Raw genomic sequence first — 15,370 nt, 5'->3', positions numbered from 1 at the left:
ATCATCATCCAAGGCAAAAAAGTTGCAATCATTGGTTATGGTTCACAAGGTCATGCTCATGCACTTAACTTGAAAGATTCTTGCGTTGACGTAACTGTTGGTTTACGTGCTGGTTCAGCATCTGGAAAAAAGCTGAAAATTCAGGTCTTAAAGTATCTGAAGTTCCAGCAGCTGTTGCTCAAGCTGACTTAGTGATGATTTTGACTCCAGATGAGTTTCCAATCTCAACTTTATCGTGATGTGATTGAGCCAAATATCAAAGAAGGCGCGACTTTAGCATTTGCTCATGGTTTCCTCTATTCTTTATAACCAAGTTGTTTCCACGTAAAGATTTAGACGTAATCATGGTTGCTCCAAAAGCACCAGGTCACACTGTACGTTCTGAATATCAACGTGGTTCAGGTGTTCCTGACTTAATCGCAATTCACCAAGATGCTTCTGGTAATGCACGTAACGTCGCTCTTTCTTACGCTTCAGGTGTAGGTGGTGGTCGTACAGGTATCATCGAAACTTCTTTCCGTGAAGAAACTGAACTGACTTATTCGGTGAGCAAGCAGTTCTTTGTGGTGGTGCTGTTGAATTGGTTAAAATGGGCTTCGAAACTTTGGTTGAAGCTGGTTATGCACCAGAAATGGCTTACTTCGAATGCTTACATTGAACTTAAGTTAATCGTTGACTTAATGTTCGAAGGCGGTATTGCTGACATGACTACTCAGTTTCTAACAATGCTGAGTACGGTGAATATGTGACTGGTACTGAAGTAATCAACGAACAGTCTCGTGAAGCAATGCGTAATGCATTGAAACGTATCCAATCTGGTGAATATGCGAAAATGTTCATTCAAGAAGGTGCGTTAAACCTACCCATCTATGACTGCTCGTCGTCGTCAAAATGCTGCGCATGGTATCGAAGTAACTGGTAACAAGTTACGTGCGATGATGCCTTGGATTCAGCGAACAAAATCGTAGACAAAGAGAAGAACTAAGTTTTAGTTTAATCTTTAAAAGCCCTTGTTTGTACAGGGGCTTTTTATTGGATCATCCTAATGTTTTACGCATTAGCGAAGCATAGCTCTACTCTTGCACAGGGACCTTATGAAGCGATGCTTCTCATGCTTTTCTATTGTCCTGTTGCGTAGGAGACCCTACTCAGGATTCAAGCAAACAAAATCGTAGACAAGGAGAAAACTAAGTTTTTACTCTGAGTTAAAAGAACCCCCTTGTTGATAAACGAGGTTTTTTTAATGCTGTTGATAACAGAGTTATAACAGTATAAAAATTAAAAAAGGCTTAATATGTATCTCAAATAAGCATTTTATATCGTGCTTAATACATGAGAAAAACAACAAAACTGCAATGAGACTTAAGTTCATAGTGCAGTTAAAACAAATAAGAAGTAACTACTTAAATACTAAAAACACCTAGCAAAATAAATTGGTCTTTCGGTAAAAAAGTGCAATAAAAAAAGCAAGTCTTTTCATTGGTTTGAAATGATTATATGTTTTTATTCTATTGATTTATAAAATGAAAAAGACTTGACCTTATGCTAGATGATGTTATTGTTAAGGAAAGTTTATGAATACACAATTTGTATCTTTTGTGAGTGTTAAGGATCGTTCTGATTTCGAGCAATTCGCTCAAAAATAAAAAAAAAGTACTGAATAATCATGGAAGTCCTTTATGGTTCACGTTGATTACGATAGCACATGGGTCATCGTTTCCATTTTGGTTGCAGTAGCGACTTGTTATGCTGCAGTTTCAATGGAAGAACTCGTTTTTAAAGCTGCTTATAAAAGTTTGAGAAAAGCATTTAGTAACGAGTGGGTTGACTTTAGGCTTGGCAATATGGGGCAAATGCATTTTATTGGAATGCTCGCGAGCCATTTGCCTGAAGGCTATCATTTTGATATTAGTTTGACTGTGCTTTCATATTTGATAGGCGCAACTGCTTCGGTATTTGCTGTTTGGCTAACGACTAGACCTACTTTACCTATGCCACGTCTGATTTTAGGTGCATTATTCTTAGGGCTAGGGATATCTGGGATGCATTACACGGGGATGTTGGCGCTTTCAGTTGAGCACCATCAATTGAGATATGATCCATTATTGGTGATTTGTTCAGTACTCATCGCTGTATGTGGTTCTGGTTTGAGCTGTTATTCGTTTTTTAAATATAAAACCGCAGTTAAATATAAAACTTCATTAAAGGCTGTCGTTGCATATTGATGGCTTTTAGTATTGTAGGTATGCATTACACGGGTATGGCAGCCACTTATTTTGATACAGGATTTGCGGAAGCACTTGGCTCAGCACAAACAGAGCAAGCCGTTTTATTATTTACCATTATTTTTTAATTACCAGTTTGGTGTTTGTCGCTGGTTTGCTGTCGCAGTTTAGAAGCCCGACTAGAAGATCGTAATCAACAATAGTTAGAATAAACAAAGAATTAGCAACTCAGTCACTACATGATTCATTAACAAAAGTTGCCGAATCGATTATATTTGACAGATTATGCGGAAGTGATCTTCAGCCATCATCGCTTACGAGAAGAAAAGCAGCATTTTTATATGTAGATTTAGATCGCTTTAAATCAGTAAATGATGCTTTTGGACACCATATTGGTGATCAACTTTTAATCAAATGGCAATCGGTTACATGAAAAATTAAGTTCAAGCCATAAGCTATTTCGTAATTGGTGTGACGAGTTTGTATTGATCTCTGAAAATACTGATGTTAATCAAGCGATGTACTAGCAGAAGAAGTCTGCATTTTATTCAAGAAGCATATCTGATCGCGACAAAAGAAATTAATATTTCTGCAAGTTTGGGAATCGCAATGTATCCTGAGCATGGTACGAATGTTCAGGATTTATTAATTAATGCAGATGTAGCAATGTTGGCATCTAAAGAACAGGGTAGAAATACGTTTTACTGTTTTCCACTCCGCAACAGATCAGCAAGATGTCCGTAGCCAATCCAAATTAATTAATGATTTATATAAAGCGGTAGATGAGCAGCAATTTGTTTTATTTTATCAGCCTAAATTTACTGCGAATTATCAAGTTTGTGGTGTTGAAGCGCTCATCCGTTGGAAGCATCCAAGTCTAGGTTTGTTGACTCCTCAAATGTTTATTGAGGGAGCAGAAAAAACAGGTTTGATTATTCCGATGGATATTGGGCACTGGAGCAAGCCTGTCAGCAGATTCAAAAATGGGAACGAAGTAATAGTCCGTTCTACCCGATTGCGTCAACTTATCTGCATTACAATTTGAAAATAAAAAACTTTTTAGTGTATTAGAACAGCTCTTAGAACAATATCAAATTCAGCCCCACAATCTTATTTTAGAAATCACTGAATCAACAGCAATGCATCATATTGATTCAAGTATTCGTACTTTAGAACGTTTGCGTAAGTTGGGTATTCGGATCGCCATTGATGATTTTTGGAACTGGTTACTCAAGCTTTTTATATTTAAAAGATCTGCCTGTTGATGAACTAAAATTGATCGCGGTTTTCTTATAGACTTACAACCAAACTCGAAGAAGAAGCAATTCTAGAAAGTATCATTCATCTTGCTGCTAAGTTAGGCTTAATCGTCACAGCTGAAGGTGTAGAAAAACAGCAACAAGCTGATATTTTAACAATTTAGGATGCAATCAATTACAAGGTTATTTATTGGGTATACCTGTAAATGTTGAAATTTAGTGTTGAATCGTCACAACTTTGCTTAATTTATTTTGATTTAACGATATCTATATCATCTATTTATGAAAAAGGCTGCTCATATCTTTTCAAGTAAAAGAGATTCACAGCCTTGATTATTTTAGCAATTATAAGCACTTAATTTGAGCGCTGTTGTAACCATGCGCGAACTACAGGCCAAACTGCTTCTGGTGCTTGGCTACCTGAAACCAAACCCATATGACCACCAGGAACGATTTCAAAGGTTTTATCTTGGCTACTGATCAAATCCATTAATGGTCGTACAGCTTCTGCAGTCACAATAATGTCAGTATCCCCACCAATCGCAAGTACTGAACATTCAATATCTTTAAAATTAGCAGTTTGATCTCCAAATTTAACGAGACCTGTCGAAAGTTCGTATCAATCCAGAAGCGTAAATAATATCGCGCATTACACCGCCAGGATAGGCGAGCATATTGTCAACAAACGAACTTGATGTTGCGTGATTAATTACAAACTGCCGATCGTTCAATTTTTCAGTAATTGCCAATAATTTTTAAAAATTACCCACTGGATCTGTGAGCTTAAATCCGAGCGTATTTTGCCAACCATGAATATGGAAATAGCGGCTCGAATTTGACGGATTCGGAAATTAGTATTGGTCCGCACCCATTGTGCTGGTGTATTTAACTTTTGATAAAGCTTGCCAATATAACCTGATTGATGAGTGTTAATTGTGATGCCAAAATCATTAAATTCTTAATATTTTTCTTTAAATAATGAGGTGTAGCAAAGTGAGATAGCTCCACCGAGACTCCAGCCATACAGTGATAGTTGTTGTTGTCCGCTATGTTCACGAATTTTGCTGATAAAGTCGGGCATAAAGATTTTGATATATGTACCGAAATTATATCTAGCTTGTTTACGGCTTGGTGTGCCCCAGTCAATCATATACACATCAAAACCTTGACTTTGAAAGTAACGAATGAGACTACGATCAGGAAACAAATCGAACACTAAGGTATTCGCTGCTAATGGGGAATAATAACGAGTGGTACACGGTGTTTATTTTCACCTGATTCTACGTCCTGCCTTGTAAAACCGTAAGCTAATAATTTCACGTTCATAAACGACTTCAAAAGGTGTCTTTCCTGACAATGCCAGTTGATGTCCCCTCAAGAAACGATCTGCCGCATTTGAAATACTTGTGCAGCTTGCTTACCCGCACGCGTTTTTAAGATTGATTGGGCTGTTTTAGCATTAACAAAGGTATCTTTAACTTTAGGCAATTGAGTCATCGTGTAAGAACTCTATGGTTACAACTGTGTAGCCGCATATTAGAAGAAAAAAGTCTCTAAGCTCAGTGACTCATTTGCTTAACTTGTATTCCAAAATGATCAACTTGAGACAATATTCTTTGATTTGCACGATTGAGTTTTAAAGTTTTGGAAAAAGAGACAGCAGGTAAACTGATTTAATTGTGGTGTGCTATATATGAATTTGCATATATATGAAAATTCATATATAAAGAACTTAAAATTAATCAGGTTTTAATGCGATGGCAATTTCATTAGATGTGACGATATATCACAATCCAGCATGTGGAACTTCACGTAACACATTAGCTTTGATTCGTATACAGGAATTGAGCCAAATGTTATTGAATATTTGAATGCTCCTCCGACTTGTAGCGAGTTAATTCAGCTTATTCAAGATGCAAAGTGATGGTTAGAGAAGCGATTCGTAAGAATGTTGATCCTTATCACGATCTAGCATTAGATCGTGAAGATTGGACTGATGAGCAACTGATCAGTTTTTATGCTGGAGTACCCTATTTTGATCAATCGGCCATTTGTGGTGACGGAACGAGGAACACGTTGTGTCGTCCATCTGAACTTGTGTTAGATATTTTGTCACTACCACAGAAGGGCGCTTTTACTAAAGAAGATGGTGAGCAGGTGATTGATGAAAATGGGCACGAGTAAATTAAAAATTTGGCTTTTATATATGGAAATTTACATATTCATATAAGCAAATAGGAAGTGAAGATGGATCAAGTGAATTTTTTTAAATGCTTAGCAGATGAAACACGTCTCAATATTGGTCCACTTTAGTTGCTGAGCATAAAGAATTATGTGTGTGTGACTTGACTGAAAAATTACAACTCAGTCAACCAAAGATCTCTAGACATTTAGCGTTATTACGTTCATCAGGTTTATTGCAAGACAGACGACAAAGCCAGTGGGTGTATTACAGCATTCATGCAGAGTTGCCTGCTTGGTGTCATGAATTACTCAATCTCTTGGTACGTGAACAAACTTCCGCAAGTAACCAATCTCAGTCTCTCCAAATTAAAAGTTATTGTGGAGTAATACCGCATGAAATTTATTTTCCTATGTACTGGAAATAGTTGTCGCAGCATTTTGTCCGAAGTACTTTTTAACAGTCGTGCACCTGAAAATTGGAAAGCATATAGTGCAGGTAGTAAGCCTTCTGGACAGGTTCATCCACTGACGATTGAAACGCTTGAAAACTTAAGCCTTTCAACCGATGGTTTGTGGAGTAAACCATTGATGACTGTGAACAATATCAGGCAGATGTGGTGATTACAGTTTGTGACTCTGCGGCTCAGGAAGCTTTGTCCACTTTATTTAGGCGGTGCAATCAAAGCACATTGGGGCTTGGCTGACCCTTCACATTTAGATTTACCTAAACCAGAAAAATTACAGGCATTCCAAGTGACTGTAGATCATATCAACCGCCGTTTAGATGCTTTATTTGCATTGGACAGCGCAAATATGTCTCGTCCTGAATGATTGCTGCAATCAATCACATCTCAGATATTGAATGAGAACATCATGGCTCAGCAAAGATTGTCATTTCTAGATCGTAACTTAACCCTATGGATTTTTATTGCCATGGGATTAGGAATTGCGATCGGTGTATTTTTACCTCAAGCTTCTGTTGCTTTAGATAAAATGAGTGTGGATTCTGTCAATATCCCAATTGCGATTGGTCTGATTTTGATGATGTATCCTCCCTTAGCAAAGGTTGATTACGCAGCATTGCCTGAAGTATTTAAAGATAAAAAAACGCTGACTTTATCTTTAGTACAAAACTGGTTGATTGCACCTGTCTTGATGTTCGGATTAGCCATTATTTTTCTACAAAGCTATCCAGAATATATGACGGGCTTAATTTTGATTGGTTTAGCACGCTGTATTGCAATGGTCTTGGTCTGGAATGGTTTAGCTTGTGGTGATAATCAATATGTTGCAGCATTGGTGGCATTTAATAGTATCTTCCAAATTCTATTCTTCAGCAGTTATGCTTGGTTATTCCTGACTTTCTTGCCGCCTTATTTTGGTATTGCAGGGCAAGTCATTCATGTAGATTTTTGGACGATTACCCATGCGGTGTTGGTTTACTTAGGGATTCCATTTTTTCTTGGTTCATGACGCGAATGATTTTAGTGAAAGCCAAAGGTCTAGCATGGTATCAAAATGTCTTTTTGCCGAAGATCAGTCCTTTAAGCTGCTTGCATTGCTGTTCACGATCGTTGCGATGTTTAGCCTAAAAGGTGCTGATGTCGTAAGCTTGCCTTTCGATGTGATTCGTATAGCGATTCCATTAACAATTTACTTTGTTGTGATGTTCTTCATGAGCTTTTTTATGAGCAAGTGGATGGGCAATGACTATCCGAAAACCACTGCAATTTCCTTTACTGCTGCTGGAATAACTTTGAATTGGCATTAGCGGTTGCGATCGCAACGTTTGGTCTAGCTTCACCCGTGGCATTTACCACAGTGATTGGTCCACTGGTTGAAGTGCCTGTGCTGATTGCTTTAGTCAGTGTGTCTTTATGGCTTAGAAAAAAGTATTTTAAATCGGTGTAAATGTGATGACTCTTCCAAATATAGATATGAATTTACTTGATCAACCCACTTTAGAAAAAGTGCAAGCGCAAGCCTTGGATCATGCACCACGTATTTTATTGTTGTACGGTTCGAATCGTGAACGTTCCTATAGTCGTTTAGCCGTGATGGAAGCAGGGCGCATCTTGGAGCACTTTGGTGCTGAAGTAAAAATCTTTCATCCTAAAGGTTTGCCCCTACCTGAAGATGCGGATATGGAACACCCAAAGCCAAAGAGCTACATGAATTGTTGGCGTGGTCAGAGGGCATGGTGTGGTGTTCACCTGAACGTCATGGTTCGATGAGTTCCATCTTTAAATCGCAAATCGATTGGATTCCACTGGCAGGTGGTGCAATTCGTGCAACCCAAGGTAAAACTTTGGCATTGATGCAAGTTAGTGGTGGCTCGCAGTCTTTTAATAGTGTCAATCAAATGCGTATTTTAGGACGTTGGATGCGCATGATTACCATCCCAAATCAGTCTTCAATTCCAAAGCATTTTTAGAATTTGAAGAAGATGGTCGTATGAAAGCATCGTCCTTACTATGATCGTATCGTAGATGTAATGGAGGAGTTGTATAAATTCACGTTGTTGACGAGAGGGCAGAGCAAGTATTTAACAGACCGTTATTCTGAACGGAAAGAGTCCGCTGAAGAGCTGTCAAAGCGTGTCAATCAACGTAATCTATAATGTTTATTGCTTTTCGTTAAGATAATAAAAAAACAGCCTCCTGACGAGGCTGTTTTTTTATGAAAATCCATCGTTTAACGATGGATTTTCAGGTTTTAGTATTTGAAGTTTACAGATAATACTGCGCTGCGACCTTCCGCTTCAGTTGCGTAGTGTGATGTATAAGCTTTAGTGAAATAACGTTTATCAGATAAGTTGTTTACATTAAGCTGTAAATCAACATTTTTATTTACATTATAACGCGCCATTGCATCATAACGAACATAACCTGGAACCCACTTGGTATTTGCTGCATCACCATAGACCTTATCCATTGCAACAGCACCAGCACCTAAAGTCAAAACAGGTAAAACTTGATATGTCGTCCAAAGCGTAGCACTATTTTTTGCTACATTTTGAATTTGGGTTACCATTCGTTTGGACTTGGTACGTATTTACCGCTTGTATCCTTAACAAAACCTGCATCTACGATTTCACTATCTAAATAGGTATAACCAGCCGACACTGCCCATTTTTCAGTAATGTTGCCGTTTACACCAAGCTCAATACCATCAACACGTGTTTTTCCAATATTTCTTGTGAAACCATCGGTATCTAATGCACGTGTATTTTCTTTTTCAGTACGGAAAATTGCAGCTGTGAGGTTTAATTTTTCATTAAGAACATCCCATTTTGTTCCTAATTCATATGTCTTAACTTCTTCAGGTTTCAAATTGTTGATAGCGCGAGATTGTTCATCAGTCGTATTTCGGCCAGGTACACTAATCCCTTCTGAACCATCACCAGCATCAACGCCTACAGGGTTTGCTGATGTTGCATAGCTAATGTAAATTGCCCCATTTTCAACTGGTTTAAATGTAAGCCCAGCTTGATAATTAAAGAAATCATTGCTAGAGCTGTATTTTGTTCCCGCCTTGATTAGAGTTGCACCTGATCCTGAATCTTTATTATATTGCACATCAGTTTCAAATTTGTCCCAACGAACACCAAGATCAAGTAACCATTGTGGTGTAATCGTAATGTTATCTAGAACATAAACTGATTGGGTTTTCGATGTGATTTTTGTCACATTAGGATTTGCTTTTATATTTCCTAGCCATGCATCTCCTGAATTAGGATTATCTAAGCTAGTACACCATCCGTTTGAATTTATTAATGAACAAGCATTGGTTGTGCCACTACCACCAATTTTTGAGGTGTTCGGATCCGTTACAAGATTTGTTCCTCTATCTGATTCCTGTTTAGCGTATTCTGCACCAGTATTGAAACTGTGTTTTAGTGAACCCGTATTAAATTTACCTGTTAAAGTGAGTTGATCTGTAAAGCTATCAGTATTAGTTAAGTTTGTATTGACTCGGCGCCAACTTGACCATTTACAATATTACCTTGGCTATCATCAGGTTGAGTCCATAAATAATCGTTTTTAGACTTACTGTAGACCGCAGTATTACTTAGCACTAGGTTATCAGTTAAATCATGTTCTAATTTAAAAAGTACCTATCTGGTTTTCTTGTTTTTGGAAATCACGATCTTTCCAACCATAGTAAGTGCCTTGTTTGACATCTACTGGCTTACCAGCAGTAACTTTCTTTATTGTATCGTATTGATATGGAATGCCAGAATCTGGCTCATCATTAGTTTTGAGGTAGTAATAACTCAAGGTACCGCGAGTTGCTGTATCTAAACCAAAGGTAATACTTGGTGCAATACCTGCACGTTTATATTCAGCACCATCATGTTGTCCCGCTTTTCATTTTGATGGCCCATGACCACCACACGAGCTGCGACACCATTATTAAAATCTTTGTTTCCGTCTAAGAAATACGTGCATAATTATCTGTACCACTTGAAACAGAACCCTCTAAAGCATCGCCTTTTTTAGCAACTTTAGAAATCATGTTAATGCTACCGCCAGAAGTACCTGCACCACCTAAAGCAGAGGCAGAACCCTTTGTAACTTCAACTTGTTCAACTGCAAACATCTCACGGTTTTGTGTGATGTTGAGTTACGAATGCCGTCTACATACATTGAGCTTTCTGAGTTATAGCCACGAATGAAAGGGCGGTCGCCGTTTGGATTACCAACCTTCACCAGCACCTAAAGTAATACCAGGAATTGTACGTAAAGCATCAGAAAGGCTTGTAACTTGAGTATCTGCAATAAGCTGCTTTTGAAATAACAGAAACAGATTTTGGTGTATCTAAAAGAGGAACGACAAATTTGCTATTTGAAGATTGGTCTACTTTAAGACCTTGTTCTTGTTCTGCTTGGGTATGAATTGTTGGTAATTGTACTGGCTGATCTTGAGCGATGGCTGGTACTGCAATCACGGAGAGTGAAGATGCGATTGCGGAAGATACTAATTTCTTACGTGATTTGATAAAAAGACATAATCGTTCACACAGATATGAGAAAATTTTGAGAATAATAATGATTCTTAATCATAATTTCAATTTATAACTGAACTATTTGTCGGATAGGCGGTAAAAGAAGAGTGAACTTAGGTCTAGGCTTTATGTACAAATAAGTTGTCGTCGTACATAGAGAATTTCCTGTGCAGATATCTATCTAAGAAAGATGATGAAAAGGGAATTCTATTATTGAAAGAGTTGAAACTAGATTGAAGTGTATTCTGTCCACCTAATCAAATAGTGATGAACTCTTGAATTTCAAATAGGTGTTTAGTAATCACTGATAAAAATATAAGTAAGTTAGGCGATCAAGAGTTACTCTATTTTCAAAACTAGCTGGTTCATAAATGAAAAAATGGATTAATGATAAATAAATTTGAATACTTAGAAATATAACTTTATAAAATTTATTAGAGTGTCAATTTTAAATAATTGGTGTCAATTTTTTTTAATTTTTATAGTATTTTTAAAGAGAAAATTAGCTTTAAGAACTAAAAATAAATTTTTATTAAATTTTCAATTATTTTTAGTCTTATTTTAAGAATTGATGTCTATTAAATTATTTGATTTATTGAAATAAAAGAGAATGAAGTGAACAAGAAACAAGATATTATTGTAACAGCTATCAAGTTATTTAATACTAACTCTTTTAGTTCTATTGGTGTGGATCAGATTGTTCATGATTCTGGTGTTGCAAAAATGACTTTTTATAAGCATTTTCCATCAAAAGAAAAATTAATTGCATCATGCTTGCTTATAAAAGTTTCTGAAATAAGAGATGCAATATTGTATGAAGTAAACTTAAAAGACGAATTTTTGATTACTTAGGGAAAATAAAAATAATATATGATTGGCATATCCGTTGGATATATTCAAATAATTACAATGGTTGCTTATTTCAGAAGGCGACTATTGAAATATTAAATAAATATCCTGCTTTAGCTAAAACAATTACAGAACATAAAAGTTGGTTGCGAAAATTAATTGAAGAGTTATTGATAGGTCTGCACGTCGATCAACCAAAAATTTTAACTGATATATTCTTAAATGTTATAGATGGTCTAATGATTAATGTTAGAAACTATAGTGATATGTGTAAAAGTAAACAATCTTGGAGTTACATCAAAAAATTAATATTAGCGAGCCGAATGTTAAATGTTTAATACATCTGTATATTCAGTCCTATAGCCTATATTCTTTATTTTTAGTTCTACTAAGACAAGGCTTCTGTTAAAGCTTGTCTTAGCTTTCTACTTTTGGAAAACGATAAAATCTTAAGTTGAGTCTGCATGAATAAGTGCATTACTGACTTGCTTCAAGCTATAAAGTAATTGTCCTAAAAGTACATCTTTATTACTCAATGTAACCAATATCATTGGGTGGTGAGGTGCGGGGATGGGCGTCAAAATAGCTTTTCCATTTTCAGCATCGAAGGTGATGCTTTGACAGCCCGTAAGATTAATTTCATTTAAAAAAGCACTGATCATTGCAAGAATAGAGCTACTAACAGCTGCAAGTTTGGTACTATTATAATTACTTTTTTTATGGACAGCTGCTAGTTCAAGGCCATCTGTCGAGCATAACATGACATAATTAATACCTCTAATACTGGTTAAATATCATTAGCATGGTTTTTTGCTAATTGAATAATTCTTTTGGCGCTGTACGCTGTTGAGTGTCTGGAATTTTAAACATCAAATTAATCTCATGTAAATTATAGTTCTGAAATTTATTGAATTTAAAGATTCAACCAATATTGAAATACATTTTTAAAATTTAGATTGAAAAATATAAATATTCCAAAATTAGTGGAGGTGAATAAATAAAAATTAAATAGTTTTTAACTTTTTAATTATTGTGTCTGTTATAAATTTTTAATTCGTTTTTTTGGAATTGATAAATTAATTCTTCTTCTTCTTCTTCTTCTTCTTCTTCTTCTTCTTCTTCTTCTTCTTCTTCTTCTTCTTCTTCTTCTTCTTCTTCTTCTTCTTCTTCTTCTTCTTCTTCTTCTTCTTCTTCTTCTTCTTTCAAAAGAAAGAATTTGATTGTTCTTTAACGTGTAATGATGTGCAGATATTGAATCCTTAATTAAATTAATGAAAATATTTTTTTTGATTTTAAAAATTATTATTTTGTGGTTGTACATAAAAAAACCTTATATTTTTTAGGTGATTTCTAATTTTATTGAAAAAATTTGTTAAGAAGCTTCTGTTTGCTATTTTCTTTGAGTATTTCATTTTTCTTATAATTGCTTTCTAATTCTAATATTTTTTTTCCATTCATTGATATTAGACATGCAGATATAAACTGTTGGACTGTTTCAATTGGAATGTTTAGTTCATTTGCGACTTTAGAAAGCTGAGCACCTTGGATAAAACATGCTGAAAGTTGTAATATGATCTTTTGGTCCTTATTTTGATTAGATTGTGGCCAATAAAAAATCTTATAATATTCATTTTATTTTAATGTTAATTTACTAAATTCAGGTGATCTCCAGAATAAATTCCAAATCCAATCTTCTAAATTAGCTTCAGACGTAAAATTGTTTTTAATGAATCTGAATTGGTTGCTATTTCATAATTAAAACTTTGATTTGTTTTTCTAGATAATTGTTGAGGATCAAAAAAAGCTAATCTTCTGCCAGTATCAATAATCGCTAAACTACCATTATCATCTGATAGGTGAAGTTTAGTGTTCTTAAATTTAAAATATCATTTAAGTATTTTAAATCTATAGATTTTTTTCTAGCGAACTGTTATTGGTATTTGGTGTGATAAATTATTGATAACATAATACTGTATCCAGTTTTTTAATATTGCAAGATTGGTGTATTGAGATAGATATGTCACTATTTTCAATAGTAGTAATATTTTGTTTTTCTGATATTTTTAAATATTTAATTTTTTTCTGTTTTATGAAACGTTGGATTGTATGTGTATCGAAAATTGAATCACCTACTATGATGAGGTCTATATTTTCATCTAATGTATAAATCCAATTAAGATGTATTTGTCTTGGATTATTCTTCGTAATTCACTTTTTAACTCTAAAGTTGCTTTGATGTCTAAACCTAGAATTATAATATTGATATAAATATCACTCATGGTATCACTTTATTTTAAAGTTTATTTATTAGTACCCCTTATGCAAGATAAATTTGTATAAGGGGTTTGATTTATTTAAGAAAAGTCTAATTCTTTTTCGAAAGTTTTTAATTCATGTCGTGCCATAGCTAAATTAGATTTAGCACGATCTAATACAAGATATAAAAATAAGTTTCCATTGCTTTCTAATGGTCTTATCAAGTGGTAGGCTTTACCAAGCGTAATAAGAATATCTTCGATATCATCATTTAGTTTTAATGAACTCGCTACACGACGTTTTGCGCGAACTACTTCTGTATTACCAGCGGCTGCCAACTCTAAATCAAGAGTTCCTTTTTGTTGAGTTGATAGCGCTAAACCGCTTTCAGCATCAACCAATGCTGCTGCCACAAAACCATCGATGCCTGTCAAACTTTCTAAAGAAATTTTAGCCATTTTTATCTCAACTTTTTATTTAGATTTAATATTCATAAAGAAGATCTTTGCTGAATAACTTAATTTTAAGAACGAGAATATTTCACACATATTTTTATTAAGAAATTTTATGTAATTAATATTCCTAGTTAAAATTATAGAAAATTTGAAAATTGTATTGACACCAATCATAGTGAAAATTGACATCTCTTAGCTTTTTGATAAATGGATTATGTGTATGAATTATTGAAAAAAGGATTTAGCCAATAACTAAGTTCTGCAAATTCAGGCTTGTTTTTTGATTATATGTTGTTATTTTTCAATTGAATTTTTACTTTAAAATAATTGTTCTTTTGTTCACGTGATCTTGAAAATATCTATTAATTTAAATTAAACAACACCAGATTATTTTAAGCAGGATCAATTTTTTATCTTTCTATGTGATCAGTAATGAGGATCTTCAAACAAATCATCATGATTTTGTCATTGATGGCACATGCTAATTGTCGCAGAAAGTTGAAATCTTCAGTAAGTACAACTCTAAACAGCGTAGAAAAATTCTATCAGTGGATTTCGCAATAGAACAAATTTTTCCCCTCTATATTGTATATAGTTTTTTCTCAATCTAAATTACAACCAGTACTCATGAACTATCCTATTCAATAAATGAATCGCCTAAGTTTTTAAATAATATTACTTTTTTAGATATTACTAAACACTTCATTCGAGCTTATCGAAGCGGTCACATCGTCCATTGCTTGTTTAGCTTTCTGAGGGCTTATTGAGCTGAATTCATTAATGTCAATTTTTGATTATTTTATTGTCAATGTATTTTTAACAATCTTTGCTAAAATTAATAATGTGACACATGTCACAATCTTGTTGGTTAATGTCAATTTTATCGTTTTAGCGAACAAGAAAATTTTTTTCTATAAGCCATAGTTATGCCAATTTCTATTTGAAATAGTGGGATAAAAAATAAATTTAAAATTAATATTTAACGATAGATTTTTTTAAATTTATAGTTGGAGATTAAATTTTTTATCAAATTCTATTAATTAGAATGATCGCAGAAGTTATGATTTTAAAATGACTTTTTATAAAAAGTTATAAGTAATGGAATACTTTTTTAAATGAATAAGTCTGTTTTTT

23 protein-coding genes and 4 pseudogenes are annotated in these 15,370 nt (G+C 34.5%); 17 read left to right on the top strand and 10 right to left on the bottom strand.

What is annotated here, in order from left to right:
* The 10 genes and pseudogenes from QWY82_RS19885 to QWY82_RS00225 all read left to right on the top strand — a co-directional run.
* A pseudogene (locus QWY82_RS19885) lies at positions 1-192 on the top strand (hypothetical protein); the annotation flags it as partial.
* An 18-nt stretch (positions 193-210) separates the two neighbouring features.
* Positions 211-309 (top strand): hypothetical protein, encoded by a 99-nt coding sequence (locus tag QWY82_RS19880; protein ID WP_353958668.1) that lies wholly within the window; start codon positions 211-213, stop codon positions 307-309.
* Positions 310-344: 35 nt separating this feature from the next.
* Positions 345-749: a hypothetical protein gene (locus QWY82_RS20015; RefSeq protein WP_290259094.1), complete on the top strand. Its 405-nt coding sequence runs from the start codon at positions 345-347 to the stop codon at positions 747-749.
* Complete coding sequence (locus tag QWY82_RS20010; RefSeq protein ID WP_435431468.1) at positions 746-922, top strand: hypothetical protein; 177 nt, start codon at positions 746-748, stop codon at positions 920-922. The genes QWY82_RS20015 and QWY82_RS20010 overlap by 4 nt, the downstream gene beginning before the upstream one ends.
* Before the next feature lie 757 nt (positions 923-1,679).
* Positions 1,680-2,225 (top strand): MHYT domain-containing protein, encoded by a 546-nt coding sequence (locus QWY82_RS00245; protein ID WP_290259093.1) that lies wholly within the window; start codon positions 1,680-1,682, stop codon positions 2,223-2,225.
* Positions 2,225-2,353 carry an MHYT domain-containing protein gene (locus tag QWY82_RS00240; RefSeq protein ID WP_290259092.1) on the top strand — a complete coding sequence of 43 codons (129 nt, stop codon included), beginning with the start codon at positions 2,225-2,227 and terminating at the stop codon, positions 2,351-2,353. The genes QWY82_RS00245 and QWY82_RS00240 overlap by 1 nt, the downstream gene beginning before the upstream one ends.
* A 71-nt stretch (positions 2,354-2,424) precedes the next feature.
* Positions 2,425-2,658: a diguanylate cyclase gene (locus QWY82_RS19865; RefSeq protein ID WP_353958670.1), complete on the top strand. Its 234-nt coding sequence runs from the start codon at positions 2,425-2,427 to the stop codon at positions 2,656-2,658.
* Positions 2,659-2,729: 71 nt separating this feature from the next.
* Positions 2,730-2,969, top strand: coding sequence for a diguanylate cyclase domain-containing protein (locus QWY82_RS00235; RefSeq protein ID WP_290259091.1), 240 nt, complete (start codon positions 2,730-2,732; stop codon positions 2,967-2,969).
* Complete coding sequence (locus tag QWY82_RS00230; RefSeq protein ID WP_353958669.1) at positions 2,920-3,270, top strand: EAL domain-containing protein; 351 nt, start codon at positions 2,920-2,922, stop codon at positions 3,268-3,270. The genes QWY82_RS00235 and QWY82_RS00230 overlap by 50 nt, the downstream gene beginning before the upstream one ends.
* Positions 3,257-3,490, top strand: a pseudogene (locus tag QWY82_RS00225) (EAL domain-containing protein); the annotation flags it as partial. The gene QWY82_RS00230 and the pseudogene QWY82_RS00225, both read left to right, overlap by 14 nt.
* Positions 3,491-3,839: 349 nt before the next feature.
* On the opposite strand, the gene QWY82_RS00220 reads toward QWY82_RS00225, so the two are convergent.
* Together QWY82_RS00220 and QWY82_RS00215 are read right to left on the bottom strand one after the other, a co-directional pair.
* A complete protein-coding gene (locus tag QWY82_RS00220; protein ID WP_290259089.1) occupies positions 3,840-4,001 on the bottom strand; it encodes a hypothetical protein in 162 nt (53 codons plus the stop codon).
* A 441-nt stretch (positions 4,002-4,442) separates the two neighbouring features.
* On the bottom strand, positions 4,443-4,700 hold the full coding sequence (locus tag QWY82_RS00215; protein WP_290259088.1) for an alpha/beta fold hydrolase: 258 nt from the start codon (positions 4,698-4,700) through the stop codon (positions 4,443-4,445).
* A 704-nt stretch (positions 4,701-5,404) separates the two neighbouring features.
* Here QWY82_RS00215 and QWY82_RS20005 point away from each other — a divergent pair.
* From QWY82_RS20005 to QWY82_RS00190, 6 genes and pseudogenes are all read left to right on the top strand, one after another.
* Positions 5,405-5,668, top strand: a complete 264-nt coding sequence (locus QWY82_RS20005) for a thioredoxin domain-containing protein (RefSeq protein ID WP_435431467.1) — start codon at positions 5,405-5,407, stop codon at positions 5,666-5,668.
* A 152-nt stretch (positions 5,669-5,820) separates the two neighbouring features.
* Entirely contained in the window at positions 5,821-6,093 is a 273-nt protein-coding gene (locus tag QWY82_RS20000; protein ID WP_290259087.1) for an ArsR/SmtB family transcription factor, read from the top strand.
* The gene (locus QWY82_RS19995) at positions 6,062-6,289 is read left to right on the top strand and encodes an arsenate reductase/protein-tyrosine-phosphatase family protein (protein ID WP_290259086.1); all 228 of its coding nucleotides are present in this window, start codon (positions 6,062-6,064) and stop codon (positions 6,287-6,289) included. Before QWY82_RS20000 ends, QWY82_RS19995 begins: the two co-directional genes overlap by 32 nt.
* Before the next feature lie 252 nt (positions 6,290-6,541).
* Positions 6,542-7,141, top strand: a complete 600-nt coding sequence (locus QWY82_RS19990; RefSeq protein WP_435431466.1) for an arsenic resistance protein — start codon at positions 6,542-6,544, stop codon at positions 7,139-7,141.
* A gap of 34 nt (positions 7,142-7,175) precedes the next feature.
* The gene (locus QWY82_RS19985) at positions 7,176-7,439 is read left to right on the top strand and encodes a hypothetical protein (protein ID WP_435431465.1); all 264 of its coding nucleotides are present in this window, start codon (positions 7,176-7,178) and stop codon (positions 7,437-7,439) included.
* 145 nt (positions 7,440-7,584) lie between these two features.
* A pseudogene (locus tag QWY82_RS00190) lies at positions 7,585-8,102 on the top strand (NAD(P)H-dependent oxidoreductase).
* A 281-nt stretch (positions 8,103-8,383) separates the two neighbouring features.
* Here QWY82_RS00190 and QWY82_RS00185 read toward each other — a convergent pair.
* The 5 genes and pseudogenes from QWY82_RS00185 to QWY82_RS00165 all read right to left on the bottom strand — a co-directional run bounded on the left by QWY82_RS00185 (position 8,384) and on the right by QWY82_RS00165 (position 10,619).
* Positions 8,384-8,701, bottom strand: a complete 318-nt coding sequence (locus QWY82_RS00185; protein WP_290259085.1) for a TonB-dependent receptor domain-containing protein — start codon at positions 8,699-8,701, stop codon at positions 8,384-8,386.
* Positions 8,695-9,621 (bottom strand): annotated as a pseudogene (locus QWY82_RS00180) (TonB-dependent receptor); the annotation flags it as partial. The gene QWY82_RS00185 and the pseudogene QWY82_RS00180, both read right to left, overlap by 7 nt.
* A gap of 153 nt (positions 9,622-9,774) precedes the next feature.
* Positions 9,775-9,948 carry a hypothetical protein gene (locus QWY82_RS00175; RefSeq protein ID WP_290259084.1) on the bottom strand — a complete coding sequence of 58 codons (174 nt, stop codon included), beginning with the start codon at positions 9,946-9,948 and terminating at the stop codon, positions 9,775-9,777.
* A gap of 154 nt (positions 9,949-10,102) precedes the next feature.
* Positions 10,103-10,270 (bottom strand): hypothetical protein, encoded by a 168-nt coding sequence (locus tag QWY82_RS00170; protein ID WP_290259083.1) that lies wholly within the window; start codon positions 10,268-10,270, stop codon positions 10,103-10,105.
* A gap of 148 nt (positions 10,271-10,418) precedes the next feature.
* Positions 10,419-10,619: a hypothetical protein gene (locus tag QWY82_RS00165; protein ID WP_290259082.1), complete on the bottom strand. Its 201-nt coding sequence runs from the start codon at positions 10,617-10,619 to the stop codon at positions 10,419-10,421.
* Positions 10,620-11,291: 672 nt separating this feature from the next.
* On the opposite strand from QWY82_RS00165, the gene QWY82_RS00160 reads away from it, so the two are divergent.
* Positions 11,292-11,528, top strand: a complete 237-nt coding sequence (locus QWY82_RS00160) for a TetR/AcrR family transcriptional regulator (RefSeq protein ID WP_290259081.1) — start codon at positions 11,292-11,294, stop codon at positions 11,526-11,528.
* Positions 11,529-11,974: 446 nt separating this feature from the next.
* On the opposite strand, the gene QWY82_RS00155 is transcribed toward QWY82_RS00160, so the two are convergent.
* The 3 genes from QWY82_RS00155 to QWY82_RS00145 form a co-directional block, all read right to left on the bottom strand.
* Positions 11,975-12,307: a roadblock/LC7 domain-containing protein gene (locus tag QWY82_RS00155; RefSeq protein WP_290259095.1), complete on the bottom strand. Its 333-nt coding sequence runs from the start codon at positions 12,305-12,307 to the stop codon at positions 11,975-11,977.
* A gap of 241 nt (positions 12,308-12,548) precedes the next feature.
* Positions 12,549-12,731, bottom strand: coding sequence for a hypothetical protein (locus tag QWY82_RS00150; protein WP_290259080.1), 183 nt, complete (start codon positions 12,729-12,731; stop codon positions 12,549-12,551).
* A 1,148-nt stretch (positions 12,732-13,879) separates the two neighbouring features.
* Positions 13,880-14,239, bottom strand: coding sequence for a hypothetical protein (locus tag QWY82_RS00145; RefSeq protein WP_004658999.1), 360 nt, complete (start codon positions 14,237-14,239; stop codon positions 13,880-13,882).
* Positions 14,240-15,370: the final 1,131 nt, after the last annotated feature.

It is taken from the genome of Simiduia curdlanivorans, assembly GCF_030409605.1.
In the GTDB taxonomy this organism is placed as follows: Bacteria; Pseudomonadota; Gammaproteobacteria; order Pseudomonadales; family Cellvibrionaceae; genus Simiduia; species Simiduia curdlanivorans.
Note: the sequence above shows the minus strand (reverse complement) of the source record. Positions and strands in the feature narration are given on the sequence as shown.

Excerpts from the sequence above, each read along its gene's own strand:
- QWY82_RS20015 (WP_290259094.1), top strand. The coding sequence starts at position 345 with ATGGTTGCTCCAAAAGCACCAGGTCACACTGTACGTTCTGAATATCAA.
- QWY82_RS00185 (WP_290259085.1), bottom strand. The coding sequence starts at position 8,701 with ATGGTAACCCAAATTCAAAATGTAGCAAAAAATAGTGCTACGCTTTGG.
- QWY82_RS19985 (WP_435431465.1), top strand. The coding sequence starts at position 7,176 with ATGGTATCAAAATGTCTTTTTGCCGAAGATCAGTCCTTTAAGCTGCTT.
- QWY82_RS00245 (WP_290259093.1), top strand. The coding sequence starts at position 1,680 with ATGGTTCACGTTGATTACGATAGCACATGGGTCATCGTTTCCATTTTG.
- QWY82_RS19995 (WP_290259086.1), top strand. The coding sequence starts at position 6,062 with ATGAAATTTATTTTCCTATGTACTGGAAATAGTTGTCGCAGCATTTTG.
- QWY82_RS00235 (WP_290259091.1), top strand. The coding sequence starts at position 2,730 with ATGTTAATCAAGCGATGTACTAGCAGAAGAAGTCTGCATTTTATTCAA.
- QWY82_RS19990 (WP_435431466.1), top strand. The coding sequence starts at position 6,542 with ATGGCTCAGCAAAGATTGTCATTTCTAGATCGTAACTTAACCCTATGG.
- QWY82_RS19880 (WP_353958668.1), top strand. The coding sequence starts at position 211 with ATGAGTTTCCAATCTCAACTTTATCGTGATGTGATTGAGCCAAATATC.
- QWY82_RS00170 (WP_290259083.1), bottom strand. The coding sequence starts at position 10,270 with ATGTTTGCAGTTGAACAAGTTGAAGTTACAAAGGGTTCTGCCTCTGCT.
- QWY82_RS00145 (WP_004658999.1), bottom strand. The coding sequence starts at position 14,239 with ATGGCTAAAATTTCTTTAGAAAGTTTGACAGGCATCGATGGTTTTGTG.
- QWY82_RS00240 (WP_290259092.1), top strand. The coding sequence starts at position 2,225 with ATGGCTTTTAGTATTGTAGGTATGCATTACACGGGTATGGCAGCCACT.